Genomic DNA, 16,300 nt, shown 5'->3' on the forward strand with positions numbered 1-16,300 from the left:
TGCGATGGCGCAGCCAGGCGTTGGCCGCCGCGTAGAGATCGCCAGCCACGCCCGACTGAACCACGAGATTGCCCATCAGCAGGAACAGCGGCACGACAGACAGCGTGTAGCTCCTGCCACTGTCGAAGAAGACCTGCCCGAGCATGGCCAGCGCCGGATGCCAGCCGACGATCGAGACAACGCCGATCAGCCCCACCGCCGTCATCGCGAATGCGATGGGCACGCCCGCGAAGATGAGCGCCAGAAGCAGCGCCATTCCGATTGGCCACGCCATCAAACGCCCCCGCCATCGCTTTTGGGCAGGCGCAGCACCGCCATGACAAGCGTGATCACCGCACAGACACCGGTGATGACTGCCGTCGCCTTGGCGAACGGCCCGAGCGGCGCACGCAGATACACCGTCACCTCATTGTAGCTGTCGAGCTGGGCCCCATGGTTCCAGAGCTGCCAGGAAACGAGCCCCAGAACCACGGCAACCACAAGCCGGGCGAGATTGAGCTGAATTCTCTCAGCCACGCCCCTGAGGCCGGCCGTGAGCAGATCGACACTCACATGCCCGTCATCCAAGCACACTGCCGGCAGCCCCACAAACACAATCGCCATCAGGAGGATTTCGGTATATTCCGCGGCACCCGGCAGCGGCGACGACAGGAGATAGCGGCCGATCACATCGACCACCGTCACCAGCGTCAGCGCCACCAGAAACGCGCCGCAAAGCACGGCAGTCGCCAGTCTTAGCCACCGCCGAGCCCGCATTGCGATCCGCTCGGAGGAGGCGGCCATTATTCAGCCGCCACCGCTTTGATTTCGTCCTTGAGCTTGCCCAGAACCACCTCGAAGTCGACCCCCTTCGCCTCATAGGCCTTGGCGAGATCGTCGAACATGGGCTGCGTATTCTCGCGCAGCGTCGCAAGCTCTTCTTCGGTCGCATCGTGGAAATCCACCGTCGAGCCGATGACCTCCATACCGGCTGCATCCGCCGCATCCCAGGCCTGGCCTGCCATGCGCGAGAACGCCTCGCCGGAGACCTCTTCGATGGCCGCCTTGTCCTCATCCGACAGGCTGTCGAACTTCGCCTTGTTCATTACGAAGAAGAACGAGACATTGTAGAGACCGCCCGGCACACGCAGTGCCTTGTCCACCAGCGTTTCCAGCTTGAAGAAAGGCACGGATTCGACGGGGAAGAAAATGCCGTCGGCAATTCCGCCCGACAGGATTTCATAGGACTGTGGCGACGGTGCCTGGATCGACACCATGTCCATCGCTTCGGCAAGCTTGTTGGTGATGTTGCCGGCAACGCGGATCTTGGCCCCGGACAGGTCCGAAAGAGGCGAAACCGGCTTGCCCTTGGTGAACAAGAGCCCCGGCCCATGCCCGAACACGCCCAGCACCTTGGTGCCGCGATGCTCTTCGGCCTGCGCCAGATCGCTCTCGAACACACGCCAGAAGGCCACCGAAAGGCTCTCCGACGTATCGGCCAGAAACGGCATTTCGGCGATCTCGGTCAGAGTGAAACGTCCCGGCGTGTAGCCATGCACGCCGAATGTCAGATCCACCGCGCCATTGGCGGCAAGATCGAAATGCGCCGGCGGCGGCCCAAGCGGCGCATCCAGAATTTGCACCTCGATGCGGCCGGCGCTGGCCTCTTTCAGCTTCTCCGCCCAGGGGATCATCATGTCCCTGACAATCGGGTGAGACGGCGGCAGCCAGTTCGACATGCGCAGAACCGTCTCCTGCGCCATCGCACCAAAACTCATGGCTGTCGATAGAATAGATGCAGATACAAGTGTTTTGATCATGCGCGTCATCGTTGCTCCTCCCATGACGGCCTCCTCCACACATGAAGCTTCCACAAGTTTCAACGCGCTTCAAGCTTAAAAAGATGAAATTTCACTTTTTTAGGCTTGAAGCTTGACAACGCATAAATATGCGAATTCATATTAATTGGAGACTGCGGCTGACAATCCACCCGCCGAGTGGATTAAATGGAGGAGCCGCAGAGGGAGGAGATTTCGGCAATGGGCGAATTGAAGCTCAAGGTATGCGCGAGCGAAGCGCTGACCCCACAAATTCGAACGCTCGAACTGGAAGCGGCCGATGGCGGCACGCTGCCCGGATTTTCTGCCGGCGCACATATCCGCGTTGCGCTGCCCGATGGCACGGACCGGCACTATTCCCTCGTCAATGCCAGTACCGAAGCAGGTGCCACCGACGCGCCCGCCACCTATCGCCTCGGCGTGCGCCTCGAAGAGGACAGCAAGGGCGGCTCGCGTTTCATGCATGGGCTGAAGGAGGGCGACATCATCGAAACCTCCGCCCCGCGCAACGACTTTGCGCTGGTCGATGCACAAGCGCCTGTCCTTCTCATCGCTGGCGGCATCGGCGTCACGCCGCTTATCTCCATGGCTGCCGAACTCAAGGCGAAGGACCGCCCGTTCTCGTTTCACTATGCCGGCCGGTCGCGCACGCTTCTGGCCTTTGTCGATGCGCTTGAGGCCATCGAAACCAATGCCCTCACCATCCATTGCGACGACGAGCCCGAAACCTGCATCGACCTCAAGGCGCTGATCGGCAAGGCGCCTGCCGAAGGCACATCTATGTGTGTGGGCCACGCGGCATGATCGAGGCGGTGCGCGAAATCGCCCATGCCCGCGGCATCGCGAAGGACCATGTGCATTTCGAACTGTTCGAGGCGCATGAGGCCGAAGCGGGCGACAAGCCCTTCGAGGTCGAAATCAGTTCCACGGGTCAGGTCTTCACCATCCCGCCGGGCAAGTCCATCATCGAAGTGCTCGAGGAAGAAGGCGTCGATCTGATCTACGATTGCCAGCGCGGCGATTGCGGCATCTGCCAGACAACGGTCCTGTCCGGCATTCCCGACCACCGCGATGTCATCCTCACCGACGATGAACGCGCGGCAAATGACGTCATGCAGATCTGCGTGTCACGCGCAAAATCCGACCGGCTCGTCCTCGACCTCTAGGAGACCGACTGGACGGCGGCCAGCAAGGGAGCAGCAAGCCATGAGCCGTTACGCGAACAACCCCCAGGCGATCAGAAATCTGATCCGGCCCACGGAAGTCCACCGCGACGTCTATATCGATCAGGAAGTGTTCGAGCTGGAGATGAAACATCTCTTCGCCAACACCTGGGTCTTTGTCGGCCATGAGAGCCAGACGCCCAACAAGGGCGATTATTTCACCACCGAGATCGGCACCAAACCGGTCATCATGGTGCGCCACTCCGACAATGAGGTCTACGTCCTGCACAATCGCTGCCCGCACAAGGGCACGAAGATCGCCATCGACCGGACGGGCAACACCGGAAAATTCTTCCGCTGCCCCTATCACGCATGGTCGTTCAAGACGAATGGCTGCCTGCTGGCGATCCCGTTGCGCAAGGGCTACAAGGATACCGGGCTCGAAGAAAGCGAATCCGTCAATGGCATGGCCCCGGTCGGTGCGGTAAAAAACTATCGCGGCTTCATCTTCGCCCGCCTCAACAAGGAGGGCCCGGACTTCGAAAGCTTCTTCGGAGAGGCGCTAAGCTCCTTCGACAACATGGTCGACCGCTCGCCCGAAGGCCGTCTGGAAGTGGCCGGGCCGCCGCTGCGCTATATGCATCGCTGCAACTGGAAAATGCTGGTCGAAAACCAGACCGACACCTGCCATCCCATGGTCGCGCATGAAAGCTCCGCCGGCACGGCCATCGACCTGTGGGAGAAGATGGACAAGCCCGAGGGCACGCAAAAGCCCATGGCCATGGAGGTGATCGCCCCCTTCATGAGCCCTATGAGTTCTTCGAGAACATGGGCATCCGCACCTGGCCGAACGGCCACGGCCACACCGGGGTGCATCACTCGATCCACTCCGACTATTCGGCCATCCCCGGCTATTTCGAGCAGATGGTCGAGGCCTATGGCGAGGAGCGCGCAAAGGCCATCCTCGGCGAGAACCGGCACAACACGGTCTATTTCCCCAACATCATGATCAAGGGGCCGATCCAGCAATTGCGGCTGTTCACCCCCATTGCTGCCGACAAGACGCTTGTCGAAAGCTACATCTACCGGCTGGTGGGCGCGCCCGACATGCTTCTGGAGCGCACCGCCATGTACAACCGCATGATCAACGCGCCCACCTCCATGGTCGGCCATGACGATCTGGAAATGTATGAGCGCGCGCAGGAAGGCCTGCACTCCGATGGCCTCGAATGGGTCAATGTCCAGCGCCTTTATCAGGAAGGCGAGAATTTCGACGAGATCGCCGTCGAAAACGGTACCACCGAGCGCCAGATGCGCAACCAGTTCCACGCGTGGGAAAAATACATGACGATGACGATGGAAGGAGACGCGTGATGAAGGCTCCCACCCGCGAAGACCTGATCGACTTCGTCTATGAAGAAGCCCGCATGCTGGACGATGGGCGCTTTGACGAATGGCTCGATCTGTGGACCCATGACAGCTATTACTGGATGCCGCTCGACTACAATCAGGAAGACGCCAAGCACGTCACCTCTCTGCTGCATGAAGACGCCTTCATGCGAAAATTGCGCGTCGAGCGCTTCAAGGGCGAGCGCACCTTCTCGCAAAAGCCGAAGACCCGCTGCCACCACGTTCTGAACCGCCCCTTCATCGACCATATGGACGAGGAGAAGGGTGAGTATGTCACCCACACGGCGTTTCACTATGTGGAGACGCGGCTCGACGATCAGATCCTGCTCGCCGCCACCGCGCGCCACGAGCTGAAGCTCATCGACGGCAGGCTGAAGATCACCCACAAGCGCGTCGATCTGCTCAATTCCGATGCTGCCTTCGGCAATATCCAGATGTTCCTTTGAAAGCGCGCAGCAGATGAAATCGCAGATCCCGCCGTTCGACACCGTGTTCGCGGCCTTTGCCGACACCGCCCGCCACTGGCCCGAGCGCCCCTTCCTGCACGTGCTGGAGGAAACGGCCACGGTCTACGGCATTCCCGCCGGCGAACTTTCCTATGGCGCAGCCCTCGCCGAGATCGAGCGGTTGAGGAACACCTATGCTGCCGGGGGCTATCGCGCCGGCATGCGCGTCATGCTCCTGATGGAAAACCGGCCGGGCTTCTTCCTGCACTGGTTCGCCTTAAATGCGCTCGGGCTCTCGGTCGTGCCGGTCAATCCCGACCTGCAATCGGCGGAACTGGAATACATGGCCGGGCACGCGCGCCCGGTTCTGGCGGTGGCCATCGCGAGTCGTGTGACAGATCTCGAACAGGCGGCCGCCGCCTCCGGCGTCGGCTTTCCGGTCGTCACACCCGAGGCGGACACCCCGTCGCTCGATCCGCGCTTTGCCGACATGGAGACGCCGCAGGGTGCGCCGCTCACCCGCGAAGCGGCTATGCTCTACACCTCCGGCACCACGGGCAAGCCCAAGGGCTGCGTCCTGTCGAACCTCTATTTCCTGCATTCGGGCCGCTGGTACGCAAAATCGGGCGGGCTGTGCGCCATGAAGGAAGATGGCGAGCGCATGATCACACCGCTGCCGATCTTCCACATGAACGCCATGGCCTATTCGCTGATGGCGATGATCACGGTCGGCGGCTGCCTCATCGCGCTCGACCGTTTCCACCCGCGCAGCTGGTGGCAGAGCGTGCGTGACAGCCGAGCCACCTGCCTGCATTATCTGGGCGTCATGCCGTCCATTCTCATGAAGGCCGCCCCATCCGATCAGGACCAGGCGCACAATGTGCGCTTCGGTTTCGGCGCGGGCATCGATCCCAAGCTGCACGGCCCCTTCGAGGAGCGCTTCGGCATTCCCCTGATCGAGGGCTGGGCGATGACGGAGACGGGGGCCGGCGCGGTCATCGTCGCCAATCACGAGCCCCGCAAGCGCGGCACAAACTGCCTCGGCCAGCCCGGCCCGGATATCGAGGCCCGCGTGGTCGCAGACGATGGCAGCGAGGCAGCCCCCGGCCAACCCGGCGAACTTCTTGTGCGCCATGCGGGCGAGGATCCGCGTTTCGGCTTCTTCTCCGAATACTACGCCAACCCCGAGGCCACCGCCGAGGCGTGGGAAGGCGGCTGGTTCCACACCGGCGACATCGTCATGCGCGACGCCGATGGCGACTTCTTCTTCGTCGACCGCAAGAAGAACGTGATCCGCCGTTCCGGCGAGAACATCGCCGCCGTGGAAGTGGAATCCTTCCTCATGCAGCATCCCGACATCAAGGCGGCCGCGGTCGCCGCAGCACCCGACGAACTGCGCGGCGACGAGGTCTTCGCCTGTCTCGTGGTCGAGAGCGGCGAACGCAATGAGGCGCGCGCCCGCGAGATCGCCGAATGGTGTCTGGACCGCGTCGCCTATTACAAGGTTCCAGGCTACATCGCCTTTGTCGACGCCCTGCCCCTGACCTCGACGCAAAAGATCCAGCGCGGCGAACTGAAAACACTGGTCGCCCGGCTTCTCACCGATCCGGCAACGGTCGACACACGCTCCATGAAGAAAAGGCGCGCGGCCTGATGGCGGTCCGCACCTCAAGACGGATGGGCTATGAGGGTGTGGTGCTCGCCGCGCCCGCCACCACGCCCTATCAGCGTTTCTCCAAGGAAACGGCGCATTGGTGGATCGCCCGCGCGCTGCGCCAGTCGCTTCAAAGCGCCGGCCTCAGCCCCCGCGATGTCGACGGCTTCTCGGTGGCAAGCTTCACGCTCTTTCCCGACACGGCGGTGGGGCTGACCCAGCATCTCGGCCTTACCCCGCGCTGGCTCGATCACATCCCCATGGGCGGGGCGAGCGGCGTTGTGGCGCTCAGGCGTGCAGCCCGCGCGGTGCAGGCCGGCGACGCCGACATCGTCGCCTGTGTCGCCGGCGACACCAACCATGTCGACAGTTTCCGGCGCATGCTCTCAAGCTTCAGCCGCTTCGCGCAGGACGCCTCATACCCATATGGTGCGGGCGGGCCGAATGCCTGTTTCGCGCTCCTGACCGACCACTACATGAGCGCCTATGGCGCGACCCGCGAGGATTTCGGCCGCATCTGCGTCGCCCAGCGCGACAATGCGCTGAAGAACCCGCACGCGGTGATGAAGAAGCCGCTCACCATGGATCAGTATCTTTCCGCGCGCATGATCTCCGATCCCATCGCGCTGTTCGATTGCGTGATGCCCGTCAGCGGCGCAGAAGCGTTTCTCGTGATGCGGGAGGAGGACGCCCGCGCCGCAGGACTTCCTCACGCGCATATTCGCGGCAGCATCGAACGCCACAACGCCTTCCCCGAAGACCCGATCCAGATGCGCGGCGGCTGGGCCATGGATATCGACGAGCTTTACGCCATGGCCGACGCAAAGCCCGACGACATGGACCTGTTGCAGACCTATGATGACTACCCGGTCATCTCCATGATGCAGTTCGAGGATCTGGGGTTCTGCGGGAAAGGTGAGGGCCCGGCTTTCGTGCGCGAGCGCGACCTCACCATTGCCGGCGATTTTCCGCACAACACGTCGGGCGGCCAGCTTTCAGCCGGACAGGCAGGGGCCGCCGGCGGCTTCATCGGGCTGGTCGAGGCCATCCGCCAGGTCACCGGCGCAGCCGGTCCCACCCAGGTGGAAGGTGCCACGACCGCCATGGTCTCGGGCTTCGGCATGATCAATTACGACCGTGGCGTCTGCTCCAGCGCCGCCATCATTTCGGGAGCGGGCACATGACCGACGCCATCCTGCCGCCGCCGAAGAAAGACCCGCAAAAGCGCACCCGCACACAGACGCTTCCCTCGGGCCTCAGAAGCCGCGCGGCGCTGGGGCTCACGGCGGCTGCCGCCGAGGGGCGCTTCATGCTGCAGGTCTGCGGCGAATGCGGCGCGCTGCAATATCCGCCGCGCGACGCCTGCTCCACCTGCCTGTCGACCGAGCTCCCATGGCGCGACATCGACCCGGCGGGCAAACTCATCGCTGAAACCACGGTGCGCACCAGCACCAACACCTATTTCCGCGAACGCACCCCCTGGCGTGTCGGCACCGTCCGGCTCGACGCCGGCCCCTCCGTCATGTGCCACGTCCATGGCGACGCGCCGCGCGGCGGCAGGGTGCGCATCATCAACCGGCTCGACAAGTCGGGCCAGGGCGTTCTCTACGCCCTGCCTCCCGAAGGGACGCCCAACATGGAAGACGATCCGCAGCTGCGCGAAATCACCGCCGATCCCAAATTCCGCCGCGTGCTCATCACCGATGCACGCAGCGAAAACGCCGTGGCGCTGGCCGAGGCCTTCGCCAAGGCCGGCGCGTCGATCATCTTCATCGGAGAGCCGGAAGGCTGGCGGCCCTACCCGCACCGCGCAGCACTCGACGCGATCCCCAATGTCCAGATCGTGCCGCTCGACGTCACCGACACCGCGTCGGTCGCCGAGCTTGCCGGCGAGATCGGCGGCAAGACGGACATTCTCGTCAACAATGCCCGCTTCGTGCGCCCCGGCGGCATCATGGACCGTGGAGACACCGTGTTCGCCCGCGACGAAATGGAGGTGAACTATCTCGGCCTGATACGGCTTGCGCAGTCCTTCGGCCCGGCCATGCGCGGGCGCGGCGCAGACGGCGACAACAGCGCCGCCGCCTGGGTCAACATCCTGTCGGTCTACGCATACTCCAACATGCCGGCCTTTGGCGCGTTCTCCGCATCCAGCGCCGCCGCCTACTCGCTGTCGCAGTGCCTGCGCGCGGAGATGCGCCCCGGCGGCGTGCGCGTGATGAACGTCTATACCGGCCCGACCGATGACGCCTGGCACCAGCCCCTGCCGCCGCCCAAGGTCGCGCCCGCAGCACTTGCCCGATCCATCGTCTCCAGCCTCAAAGACGGGCTGGAAGATGTGTTCGTCGGCGATGTGGCGAAAGACCTGATCGAGCGCTGGCGCGCCGGCGCAAAAGTGCTGGAGCGCGAGATGAGCGAAACAGACGGAGGCGGCGCATGACCATTCAGGCAACTGACCCATCCGCCCTTCTGGGCAATCTGGCGGAGGCGCTCGCCACCGGCGCCATCGAAGTGGTGGACCTCACCCACACGCTCGATCAGGATTTTCCGGTCATCGTGCTGCCACCGGAATTCGGCCAGTGCGCCCGCTTCCGCATGGAAGAAGTGTCCGCCTATGACCATCGCGGCCCGGCGTGGAAATGGCACAACTTCACCTGCAGCGAGCACACCGGCACCCATTTCGATGCGCCCTCGCACTGGATTTCTGGCCGCGACGTGCCCAATGGCAGCGTCGACGAGATTCCCGCCGAGCGCTTCATCGGCCCGGTCTGCGTGATCGACTGCTCTGACGGCGCTGCCGCCGACGAGGATTTCGAGCTGACGCCGGAGATCATCGAGGCGTGGGAGGCCGAGCACGGCCGCATTCCCGCCGAGAGCTGGGTTCTGATGCGCACCGACTGGTCGAAGCGCCGGGGCGCGGCCTATCTCAACATGCGTGAGGATGGCGCGCATTCGCCCGGCCCCACGCCGGCAGCGATCCGGCTTCTGGTGGACGAACGCGGCATTCGCGGTTTCGGCACCGAGACCGTCGGCACCGACGCCGGTCAGGGATCGCATTACACGCCGCCCTACCCGGCCCATTTCTATCTTCACGGCGCAGGGCGCTACGGCCTGCAATGCCTCAACAATCTCGACCGGCTTCCGCCCACAGGCGCCATGCTGATCGCGACCCCGCTCAAGATCAAGAACGGCACCGGCAGCCCGCTGCGCGTGGTGGCGCTTGTGCCCGGCAGGACCTGACACGATGGATAAAGAGCTGACAGCCGTCATCACCGGCGGCAACAAGGGCATCGGCGCGGATCTCGCCCGGACCATGCTGGATGCGGGCTACCGTGTCGTCTCGGTCGCACGCCGCGCGCCGGAGTTCTCGCATGAACGGCTGAGCTCGGTCGAAGCCGACCTGCTGGACGACGCAGCCGTCAGCGCGGCCGCAGCCGAGATCGCCGGCAGGCACGACGTCACCCATTTCGTGCAGAATGCAGGCCTCATCTGGCCGAACCTCATCGAGGACGCCAGCGCCGAGGACATCACCGGCCTCGCCCAGCTTCACCTGGCTCCGCCCTCACGCTTTTGAAAGCCTTCCTGCCTTCCATGAAGGAACGCCGCTTCGGCCGCGTTCTCTTCAATGGCTCGCGCGCAGCACTGGGCGCACAGACCCGCACCGCCTATAGCGCATCCAAGGCCGGCATGGTGGGCATGGCGCGCACCTGGGCGCTGGAACTCGCCCCCCACGGCATCACCGTCAATGTGGTTGCGCCGGGGCCGATCCAGACCGACAATTTCTGGGGCATCATCCGAAGGCAGCGAGCGGGAAGCAGAGCTTGCCAAACGCATTCCCGTTGGCCGGCTGGGCGCGGTGGAAGACGTCACCAACGCCTTCATGTTCTTCGCCGATCCGAAGGCGAGCTTCGTCACCGGGCAGACGCTTTATGTCTGCGGTGGTGCAAGCGTGGGCAGCATGCAGCTTTGACAGCGGCCCACATCAGTCAGCGGCGGTAACGATGGAGCGCGCCGCCTGAAGCAGCGGGTCGTCGTCCCTCTCCCTGAGGCTGGCAAAGACGAGCCGTGCGGCAGCGTGCGCCTTGCAGATGAGGTCCACCTCGCCATCTGCCTCCGCCGAGCGCGCAGCTTCTGCGTGCAGCAGACCGACGCCAACCCCGCCCGCGATCAATGTGCGCGTGACCTGCTCCCGGTCCACACTGATGATGCGGGTGGGCCGAAAATTATGCCTGCGAAAGAGCGCCTCGGCCGCCTCCCCGCAACACGTGTCAGGGGCCGGGCAAATCCACGGCATCTCCGCCAGTTTCTGCCAGTCGGGTTTGTCTTTCGCGTCCACGGTCCCGGGCGGAACCGCGAGATAGATGGCAAAGCGCAGGACGTCGACCACATTCAGATCGTCGCCGGGTTCGCCTGTCTCATTGTAAAAGCCGGCATCCAGACCGCCGTTGCGAATGCCCTCGGCAATGGAGCGCGATGTTCCATGCCGCAGCTCGACATCCACCTGCGGATAGCGCTCGGCAAAGCCCGTCATCAGCCGCCCGAGCGCCTCAGGCCCGGAGTTGCAACCCATGCCAAGCCGCAGCGCCCGGTGAGGCTGCCCTTGAGACGGGTTGCCTCCTCAAGCAGTTCACGGTGGGCACCCAGCGTCTGTTCGGCCCTCGCAAGCAGCGTTCGCCGTCCCCTGTCAGGATCATGCCGCGCGGTGTGCGCTCGAAGAGGGAAAGCCCAAGCGTCTCCTCCATCGCCTTGATGTGTGCGCTGACGGCAGGCTGGCTGAGATGGATGCGCTCGGAGGCCCGCGTAATGCTCCCCTCGCGAGCAACGGCAACGAAGGTTCTCAGTTGCTGAATATCCATTCCCGCCTCATCGCTCGGTAGCCAGACGCATGTCTACACCATGCCAAGAGCATACCACCACAGGAGATCGAGCGGCATGAGCACGAGCGCACCGATGGCGAACATCACAAGGCAGAGCCGGACCACCGCACCTGTCGGCAGATCGCCCAGTTGCATTGCCGTTATCAGCGGCGGTGCCTGATAGGGCAGAAACACGTTGGAGAAGGCCAGAACCTGCGTCATCAGCACCGTGGTGAGCGGCAGCCCCGTCAGCGCCGCAAGGTTCTCCGCCACCGGCGTCATGATCGCGGGCACGCCGGCAGGTTCGTGATCATCGCCACCAGCGTCGAAATGCCCGTCAGCATGGCGACGTTCCAGAAAGGCCGGTCTGCCTGAAATCCGGCAAGACCGCTCAGATTTTCCACCACCACTTCGCCCAGCCCGGTCGACGAAAGCACCGTGCCAAGTCCGAGAATGCCGGCAACGAAAAAGAGCGAGGCGTAGTTCACTTCCTCATTGATGCATTTTTTCGAGGTGAGCCCGGACCCGGGCCAGAGGCAATAGAGACCGGCGGCAAGCGCGATCCAGCCCGGCGAGATATGGTGGAGTGTATCGGTCAGCCACAGGGCAAGGCACAGCCCCAGCACCATTGTCAGCCGCCTTTCCGCCGGGGACATCCCCGGCAGGTCTGCCGACACCACCGGCTGGCGCTGCGGATCGCCATCGGGAAACATCTTCAGGATCAGCACAACGAGCACGCCCGCCTTCAGAAGGCCCAGAACCGGGAAATGAATGGTCAGATAGGACCAGTAGGAAATGCGCGCGCCATAGAGCGTCTCGGCCATACCGGCCAGGATCATGTTGGGTGCGTTCGCCGGCAGGATGGTGAAGGCCGGCAGGCAGGTTCCGAAGCTGCGGCCAGAATCATGCCGGTCCGCCCGCTGGAGCTCTTGCCATATCCCATGTGATCGGCGAGCGCGATGACGATCGGCAGAAGCAGCACGATGCGCCCGATGGAAGACGGCATGACGAAGGCCAGCGCCAGGCTGAAGCCGGTCACGCCCGCAATGACGGTAAAATAGCGCGTGCCGAGCATGCCGGCGAGCACTGCCGCCATGCGTTTGCCAAGGCCGGTGTACCGGATCGACACCCCCAGAATGATGCCCCCGAAGAGTAGCCAGAAGGTCGATGAATAGAAGCCGGAAAACACCGCCTGTGCCGGGGCGATACCGGAAAGCATGGCGATGAGAAAGAACATCAGCGCCGTCCAGTATTCGGGGACCGCGGCTGTCGCCCACATGCCGATGCAGAAGACGGCAAGCGCCGCCGCAAGCGCCATCGGAACCGGCAGCGAGAGCCCGGTGACAAACCCGACGGCACAGGCGGCAACCACGATGGCTATTGATTTTATAGAGTTTCCCGCCGGGGCCCCTTGGCCGCGCCGCTTGTTCGCGCATCTTTGGGGGCCTGCGCGGCGGCAGGCAAAAGCGTTTGGTCGGACATGGAAAGAGAATGCCTCCAGGAAACGGTGTCGTGCCGGCGACATTGCTCTTTTCACCCTTCTGCGATCCAATCGTTTGTTGAAAAGCCAGCCCTCAGGAAAACCGAGGGCAGCGCCTGCCCTATCCGGCGAGCTCCCGCATCAGCATCTCGACAGGCCCACGCCTGAAGGCGCGCGACCACAGCCACGCAAACAGCACCGCGACGAAACAGAAGATCAGCGACGCATGAACGACACACCCAGTGTCTGCCCACCCAGCATGCCGAGCGCCTCGATCACCCCCATGCCAACCATGATGTGGGCAATGTAGAGCGTGAGCGTCTGCCGTCCGGCGGGCACAACCACCCGCATGAACGGCGCCATGGCAGCCAGCTCCGCAAGCCACAGGCAGACACCCACCACGAATGACGCCATCCCCATGCCAGCCAGCATATAGAGCGGCATGGGCGGCACCGGCCCCGTCGTCGCCAGATAGGCAAGCTCGGGATCGAGCGACGCCAGAAGCGGGCGCAGTTGCGCGCCAAGCACCTCGGCCAGCAGATACGCCGCCACGCCACCAAACATCAGGGCGTTGCGCAAACGCCTTTCGTCGAGCCTCAGCCGGCTGAGGATGACGCCGAAGAGCAGAAAGCCCAGCCAGGGAACAACCGGGTGCCACCCATTGAAAAAAAGGTTCCGCACAAAGCCCGCCGGTGTCCAGAAATCGGCATAGCTGTAGTCCACCCAGTTGCGGCCCGTGTCGTAGTCGAAAATGAAGTTCATGCCGACAAAGGCAATGTTGAGCGCCACGATCATGGCGATCAGCGTTGGCGTCGGCCACGAGAGAAGAAGCGCGCCAAATAGGAAATAGAACGCGTAGTAGTGCAGGATGTCGGCATCGAAAACGAGCGTGTTGGCGAGGCCCAGCACCAGAAGGAACACCGCGCGCCTGATCGTGACCGGCACGGTGCTTTCCACCCCGCGCCCGGCCGCAAGGCCAAGGCCAATACCGGCGAGCACCACAAATGTGGCCGCAGCACGCCCCTCAAGCGCCAGCGTGAACCAGGCAAGGGGTCCCTCGCCCCCTTCCGCCCCCATCCCTTCCGCCCCCATGACGATCGTAAAGTTGACGATCACCATGCCGACGAAAGCGAAGAAGCGTGCGAGGTCCAGACCTTCCAGCCTCCCGGTTCGCGCCGGTCGTTCGACCTGATCAGAAACGGTCATGCTGCGCCTCCACCATCGCATCACGCGCTGCCGCGCCGCAGGGTTCACCACCGGCGAGGCATCTGCCTGCATCGACCATGAACCTGGCACCTTTCTGCGAGAGCCGCTCTCCTGATTTTCTGTGTTTATCGCGCCGCATCCCTTGCTCCATCTCGATACATCAGCCATATTATGAACGATCGTTCGTTCATATATCTGTCAATTGTGAAACCTGCAAGATGATCGGAAAGAAAACGGCGCCCTCGCCCCCCCACCCGCGCAAGCAGCTCATCATCGAGACTGCGGTCACCTGCTTTCTGGAAGCCGGCTATCATCAGACGGGCGTGCGCGACATCGCCCACCGGGCGGGCATCAGCCTCGGCAATCTCTACAATCACTTCTCCGGCAAGGAGGCCGTCCTGGCCGAGATCGCACGGATCGAGGCACAGGAACTGGAAGCCTTCCGCACATTGCTCGCCGCAGGCCCGGACCCGAAGGCAACGCTGAAGCGCTTTGTTGAAGACTATGCGGAATACGCAGCCCGCCCGGAGAATGCGGTTCTGGGGCTCGAGATCCTGTCCGAAGCCATCCGCGCGCCGCAGATCGCCTCATTGTTCTCTGGCAACCGCGCCGGACTTGTGACCGGTCTTGCAAAGCTGCTCGAAGAGGGCACGCGCGCTGGCCACTTCCGCGCGTTCGAAGACCCTCGCGAAACGGCAGGCCTCATACTCGACGCCATCGAGGGGCGCGCGCTAAGGGTATTGCTGAAGGACGCAAAAGGCTCCGCAAAGACCACGCTGTGGCGCTTCATCGACGCGGCGACACAGGTTAAGCCGTGAAGCTTGCCCTGATATGTGGCGCAATATCGGTCCTCATTGCCGTCTGCGCCTTCGTCGCGTTGGAATATGTGACCCTGAAGCTGCCGAAGCTTGTCATATCGCCCAATGCGCCGCTCGCAGAAAGGACGCGTGCCCTGGAAGACTGGTTCGACGCGCTCGAGCGCGCCAGAAAATTCAACGGCACGGTCCTGATCGCCCGGGAAGGCAGCACGGTTTTCGAGCGCCATGTCGGCTTTGCCGACGCCGCGACAGGGCGCGCCATCACCAGCAGGACATCCTTCAACCTGGCCTCGGTCTCAAAACACATCACCGCTTTCACGGTCCTGCTGCTTGCGCATGAGGGCAAATTCTCGCTGCACGACCCTCTTGTACGGCACATTCCCGAACTGGGCCGCTATGACGGTGTGACACTCGATCATCTGCTTTCTCATACGTCCGGCATTCCTGACTATGCGCGAAGCCGTAAACTGGCGAAGAGACTGGAGCAGGACGGGGATATCCTGACGCCCGCAAAGCTGATCGGCTGGCTTGCCGCGACGGATGAAGGCCCCATGTTTACGCCGGGCGAAAAGGAAAACTACTCGAACAGCAATTATGCGCTTCTGGCCGAGATCGTTGCACGCGTTTCGGGGCAGTCATTCGCCGACTTCCTGCAATCACGCCTGTTCACCCCTCTGGGAATGCACCGCACGGCAGTCGTCAACGGCATCGAAAACACCAATCTGCTGGAAGACAGGGCCATCGGCTTTCGCAAGCGCTTCCTCTATTTCGGTTCCGACGTTCCCGATGATCTCAACCGTTTTGACGGTGTGGCCGGGGACGGAAACATATATGCGAGCGCCCGCGACCTCATCATCTGGGATCAGGCCCTGCGCCAGGGCACACTGATGCCCGCAGAAGCCTACGAGCCCGCCTATGCGCCCGGGCGCCTGGCGAATGGTGAGATCATTCAGGAAATCGTATTGGGCAAAACCCTCCAGCCCGGACTGGGCTGGAATGTACAGGATTTCCCCATCGTCACGTCTTACGGTCTATGGCAGGGGTTTTCGAATTTCTACTGGCGCGATCTGGAGAACGACACGACGCTCGTCGTCCTCAGCAATGCCGGCATCTTTCTACGCACGGTGATGATCGGTGAAAAACTCGTCGAGTTTGCGCAGACGCTGGGCGACGGCCAGCAGCAGAGCTCAATGCCCGCGCAGCCGTGAGGGAAACGCGGTGCGGCCGCACCTGAACCCGGCTCCACCGCTTCGATCAGATCACGAAGTACACACCTGCCCCGCAACAATAATCAGACTAGAGGAATATCGAAGCTGACGATCCATACGATCATGAACCAATGGAGCGTTCGGGAGAAAATTCGAACTCGGAACCCAGCGGGCGACTGCCCGCCGGCCGGACAGGCCGCCCCGCGGAGCGTCGAGCGAAGCGAGACTGACGTGAGCGACAT

The 16,300-nt window shown here is 63.0% G+C and carries 22 protein-coding genes and 2 pseudogenes; 13 read left to right on the forward strand and 11 right to left on the reverse strand.

Annotated features, from left to right (window positions below; all coding sequences use genetic code 11):
* The 3 genes from JCM21793_RS25550 to JCM21793_RS11975 form a co-directional block, all read right to left on the reverse strand.
* A partial coding sequence (locus tag JCM21793_RS25550) for a TRAP transporter large permease subunit (RefSeq protein WP_036540229.1) occupies positions 1-274 on the reverse strand: 274 nt, incomplete at its 3' end.
* Positions 274-783 carry a TRAP transporter small permease gene (locus JCM21793_RS11970; RefSeq protein ID WP_007009257.1) on the reverse strand — a complete coding sequence of 170 codons (510 nt, stop codon included), beginning with the start codon at positions 781-783 and terminating at the stop codon, positions 274-276. The genes JCM21793_RS11970 and JCM21793_RS25550, both read right to left, overlap by 1 nt.
* The gene (locus tag JCM21793_RS11975; protein ID WP_025030525.1) at positions 783-1,808 is read right to left on the reverse strand and encodes a TRAP transporter substrate-binding protein; all 1,026 of its coding nucleotides are present in this window, start codon (positions 1,806-1,808) and stop codon (positions 783-785) included. Before JCM21793_RS11975 ends, JCM21793_RS11970 begins: the two co-directional genes overlap by 1 nt.
* Positions 1,809-2,018: 210 nt before the next feature.
* Between JCM21793_RS11975 and JCM21793_RS31230 the strand changes: the two genes are divergently transcribed.
* The 11 genes and pseudogenes from JCM21793_RS31230 to JCM21793_RS31725 all read left to right on the forward strand — a co-directional run bounded on the left by JCM21793_RS31230 (position 2,019) and on the right by JCM21793_RS31725 (position 10,460).
* Positions 2,019-2,621: a ferredoxin reductase gene (locus JCM21793_RS31230; protein ID WP_306306750.1), complete on the forward strand. Its 603-nt coding sequence runs from the start codon at positions 2,019-2,021 to the stop codon at positions 2,619-2,621.
* On the forward strand, positions 2,618-2,983 hold the full coding sequence (locus JCM21793_RS31235) for a 2Fe-2S iron-sulfur cluster-binding protein (RefSeq protein WP_306306751.1): 366 nt from the start codon (positions 2,618-2,620) through the stop codon (positions 2,981-2,983). Before JCM21793_RS31230 ends, JCM21793_RS31235 begins: the two co-directional genes overlap by 4 nt.
* A 40-nt stretch (positions 2,984-3,023) precedes the next feature.
* Positions 3,024-4,354 (forward strand): annotated as a pseudogene (locus JCM21793_RS25560) (aromatic ring-hydroxylating dioxygenase subunit alpha).
* A complete protein-coding gene (locus JCM21793_RS11990; protein ID WP_025030526.1) occupies positions 4,354-4,836 on the forward strand; it encodes an aromatic-ring-hydroxylating dioxygenase subunit beta in 483 nt (160 codons plus the stop codon). Before JCM21793_RS25560 ends, JCM21793_RS11990 begins: the two are co-directional and overlap by 1 nt.
* A gap of 13 nt (positions 4,837-4,849) precedes the next feature.
* Positions 4,850-6,490, forward strand: a complete 1,641-nt coding sequence (locus JCM21793_RS11995; RefSeq protein WP_025030527.1) for an AMP-binding protein — start codon at positions 4,850-4,852, stop codon at positions 6,488-6,490.
* Positions 6,490-7,674 carry a thiolase family protein gene (locus JCM21793_RS12000; RefSeq protein ID WP_025030528.1) on the forward strand — a complete coding sequence of 395 codons (1,185 nt, stop codon included), beginning with the start codon at positions 6,490-6,492 and terminating at the stop codon, positions 7,672-7,674. The genes JCM21793_RS11995 and JCM21793_RS12000 overlap by 1 nt, the downstream gene beginning before the upstream one ends.
* The gene (locus tag JCM21793_RS12005) at positions 7,671-8,930 is read left to right on the forward strand and encodes an SDR family NAD(P)-dependent oxidoreductase (RefSeq protein WP_025030529.1); all 1,260 of its coding nucleotides are present in this window, start codon (positions 7,671-7,673) and stop codon (positions 8,928-8,930) included. The genes JCM21793_RS12000 and JCM21793_RS12005 overlap by 4 nt, the downstream gene beginning before the upstream one ends.
* On the forward strand, positions 8,927-9,730 hold the full coding sequence (locus JCM21793_RS12010; RefSeq protein ID WP_025030530.1) for a cyclase family protein: 804 nt from the start codon (positions 8,927-8,929) through the stop codon (positions 9,728-9,730). Before JCM21793_RS12005 ends, JCM21793_RS12010 begins: the two co-directional genes overlap by 4 nt.
* A gap of 4 nt (positions 9,731-9,734) precedes the next feature.
* The gene (locus tag JCM21793_RS31715; RefSeq protein ID WP_502685576.1) at positions 9,735-10,064 is read left to right on the forward strand and encodes an SDR family NAD(P)-dependent oxidoreductase; all 330 of its coding nucleotides are present in this window, start codon (positions 9,735-9,737) and stop codon (positions 10,062-10,064) included.
* 17 nt (positions 10,065-10,081) lie between these two features.
* Positions 10,082-10,222 (forward strand): annotated as a pseudogene (locus tag JCM21793_RS31720) (SDR family NAD(P)-dependent oxidoreductase); the annotation flags it as partial.
* Positions 10,223-10,235: 13 nt separating this feature from the next.
* Positions 10,236-10,460 carry an SDR family oxidoreductase gene (locus tag JCM21793_RS31725; RefSeq protein WP_502685577.1) on the forward strand — a complete coding sequence of 75 codons (225 nt, stop codon included), beginning with the start codon at positions 10,236-10,238 and terminating at the stop codon, positions 10,458-10,460.
* 12 nt (positions 10,461-10,472) lie between these two features.
* Here JCM21793_RS31725 and JCM21793_RS25570 read toward each other — a convergent pair whose 3' ends face one another.
* The 8 genes from JCM21793_RS25570 to JCM21793_RS29225 form a co-directional block, all read right to left on the reverse strand.
* On the reverse strand, positions 10,473-11,060 hold the full coding sequence (locus JCM21793_RS25570; protein ID WP_202901422.1) for a LysR family transcriptional regulator substrate-binding protein: 588 nt from the start codon (positions 11,058-11,060) through the stop codon (positions 10,473-10,475).
* The gene (locus JCM21793_RS29750; protein ID WP_202901423.1) at positions 11,038-11,346 is read right to left on the reverse strand and encodes a LysR family transcriptional regulator; all 309 of its coding nucleotides are present in this window, start codon (positions 11,344-11,346) and stop codon (positions 11,038-11,040) included. Before JCM21793_RS29750 ends, JCM21793_RS25570 begins: the two co-directional genes overlap by 23 nt.
* Positions 11,347-11,379: 33 nt before the next feature.
* Entirely contained in the window at positions 11,380-11,640 is a 261-nt protein-coding gene (locus JCM21793_RS28250; protein WP_051556176.1) for a hypothetical protein, read from the reverse strand.
* A complete protein-coding gene (locus JCM21793_RS30960) occupies positions 11,625-12,185 on the reverse strand; it encodes an SLC13 family permease (RefSeq protein WP_051556177.1) in 561 nt (186 codons plus the stop codon). Before JCM21793_RS30960 ends, JCM21793_RS28250 begins: the two co-directional genes overlap by 16 nt.
* The gene (locus JCM21793_RS30965; protein ID WP_051556178.1) at positions 12,182-12,718 is read right to left on the reverse strand and encodes an SLC13 family permease; all 537 of its coding nucleotides are present in this window, start codon (positions 12,716-12,718) and stop codon (positions 12,182-12,184) included. The genes JCM21793_RS30960 and JCM21793_RS30965 overlap by 4 nt, the downstream gene beginning before the upstream one ends.
* Positions 12,719-12,947: 229 nt before the next feature.
* Positions 12,948-13,025, reverse strand: coding sequence for a DUF418 domain-containing protein (locus JCM21793_RS30280; protein ID WP_244439739.1), 78 nt, complete (start codon positions 13,023-13,025; stop codon positions 12,948-12,950).
* 17 nt (positions 13,026-13,042) lie between these two features.
* The gene (locus JCM21793_RS25580) at positions 13,043-14,032 is read right to left on the reverse strand and encodes a DUF418 domain-containing protein (RefSeq protein WP_202901424.1); all 990 of its coding nucleotides are present in this window, start codon (positions 14,030-14,032) and stop codon (positions 13,043-13,045) included.
* Complete coding sequence (locus JCM21793_RS29225) at positions 14,019-14,171, reverse strand: hypothetical protein (protein ID WP_155983430.1); 153 nt, start codon at positions 14,169-14,171, stop codon at positions 14,019-14,021. Before JCM21793_RS29225 ends, JCM21793_RS25580 begins: the two co-directional genes overlap by 14 nt.
* A gap of 79 nt (positions 14,172-14,250) precedes the next feature.
* Between JCM21793_RS29225 and JCM21793_RS12035 the strand changes: the two genes are divergently transcribed.
* Together JCM21793_RS12035 and JCM21793_RS12040 are read left to right on the forward strand one after the other, a co-directional pair.
* A complete protein-coding gene (locus JCM21793_RS12035; RefSeq protein ID WP_025030531.1) occupies positions 14,251-14,850 on the forward strand; it encodes a TetR/AcrR family transcriptional regulator in 600 nt (199 codons plus the stop codon).
* Positions 14,847-16,058, forward strand: coding sequence for a serine hydrolase domain-containing protein (locus JCM21793_RS12040; protein ID WP_025030532.1), 1,212 nt, complete (start codon positions 14,847-14,849; stop codon positions 16,056-16,058). The genes JCM21793_RS12035 and JCM21793_RS12040 overlap by 4 nt, the downstream gene beginning before the upstream one ends.
* Positions 16,059-16,300: the final 242 nt, after the last annotated feature.

It is taken from the genome of Nitratireductor aquibiodomus NL21 = JCM 21793 (assembly GCF_000615975.1).
Taxonomy (GTDB): Bacteria; Pseudomonadota; Alphaproteobacteria; order Rhizobiales; family Rhizobiaceae; genus Nitratireductor; species Nitratireductor aquibiodomus.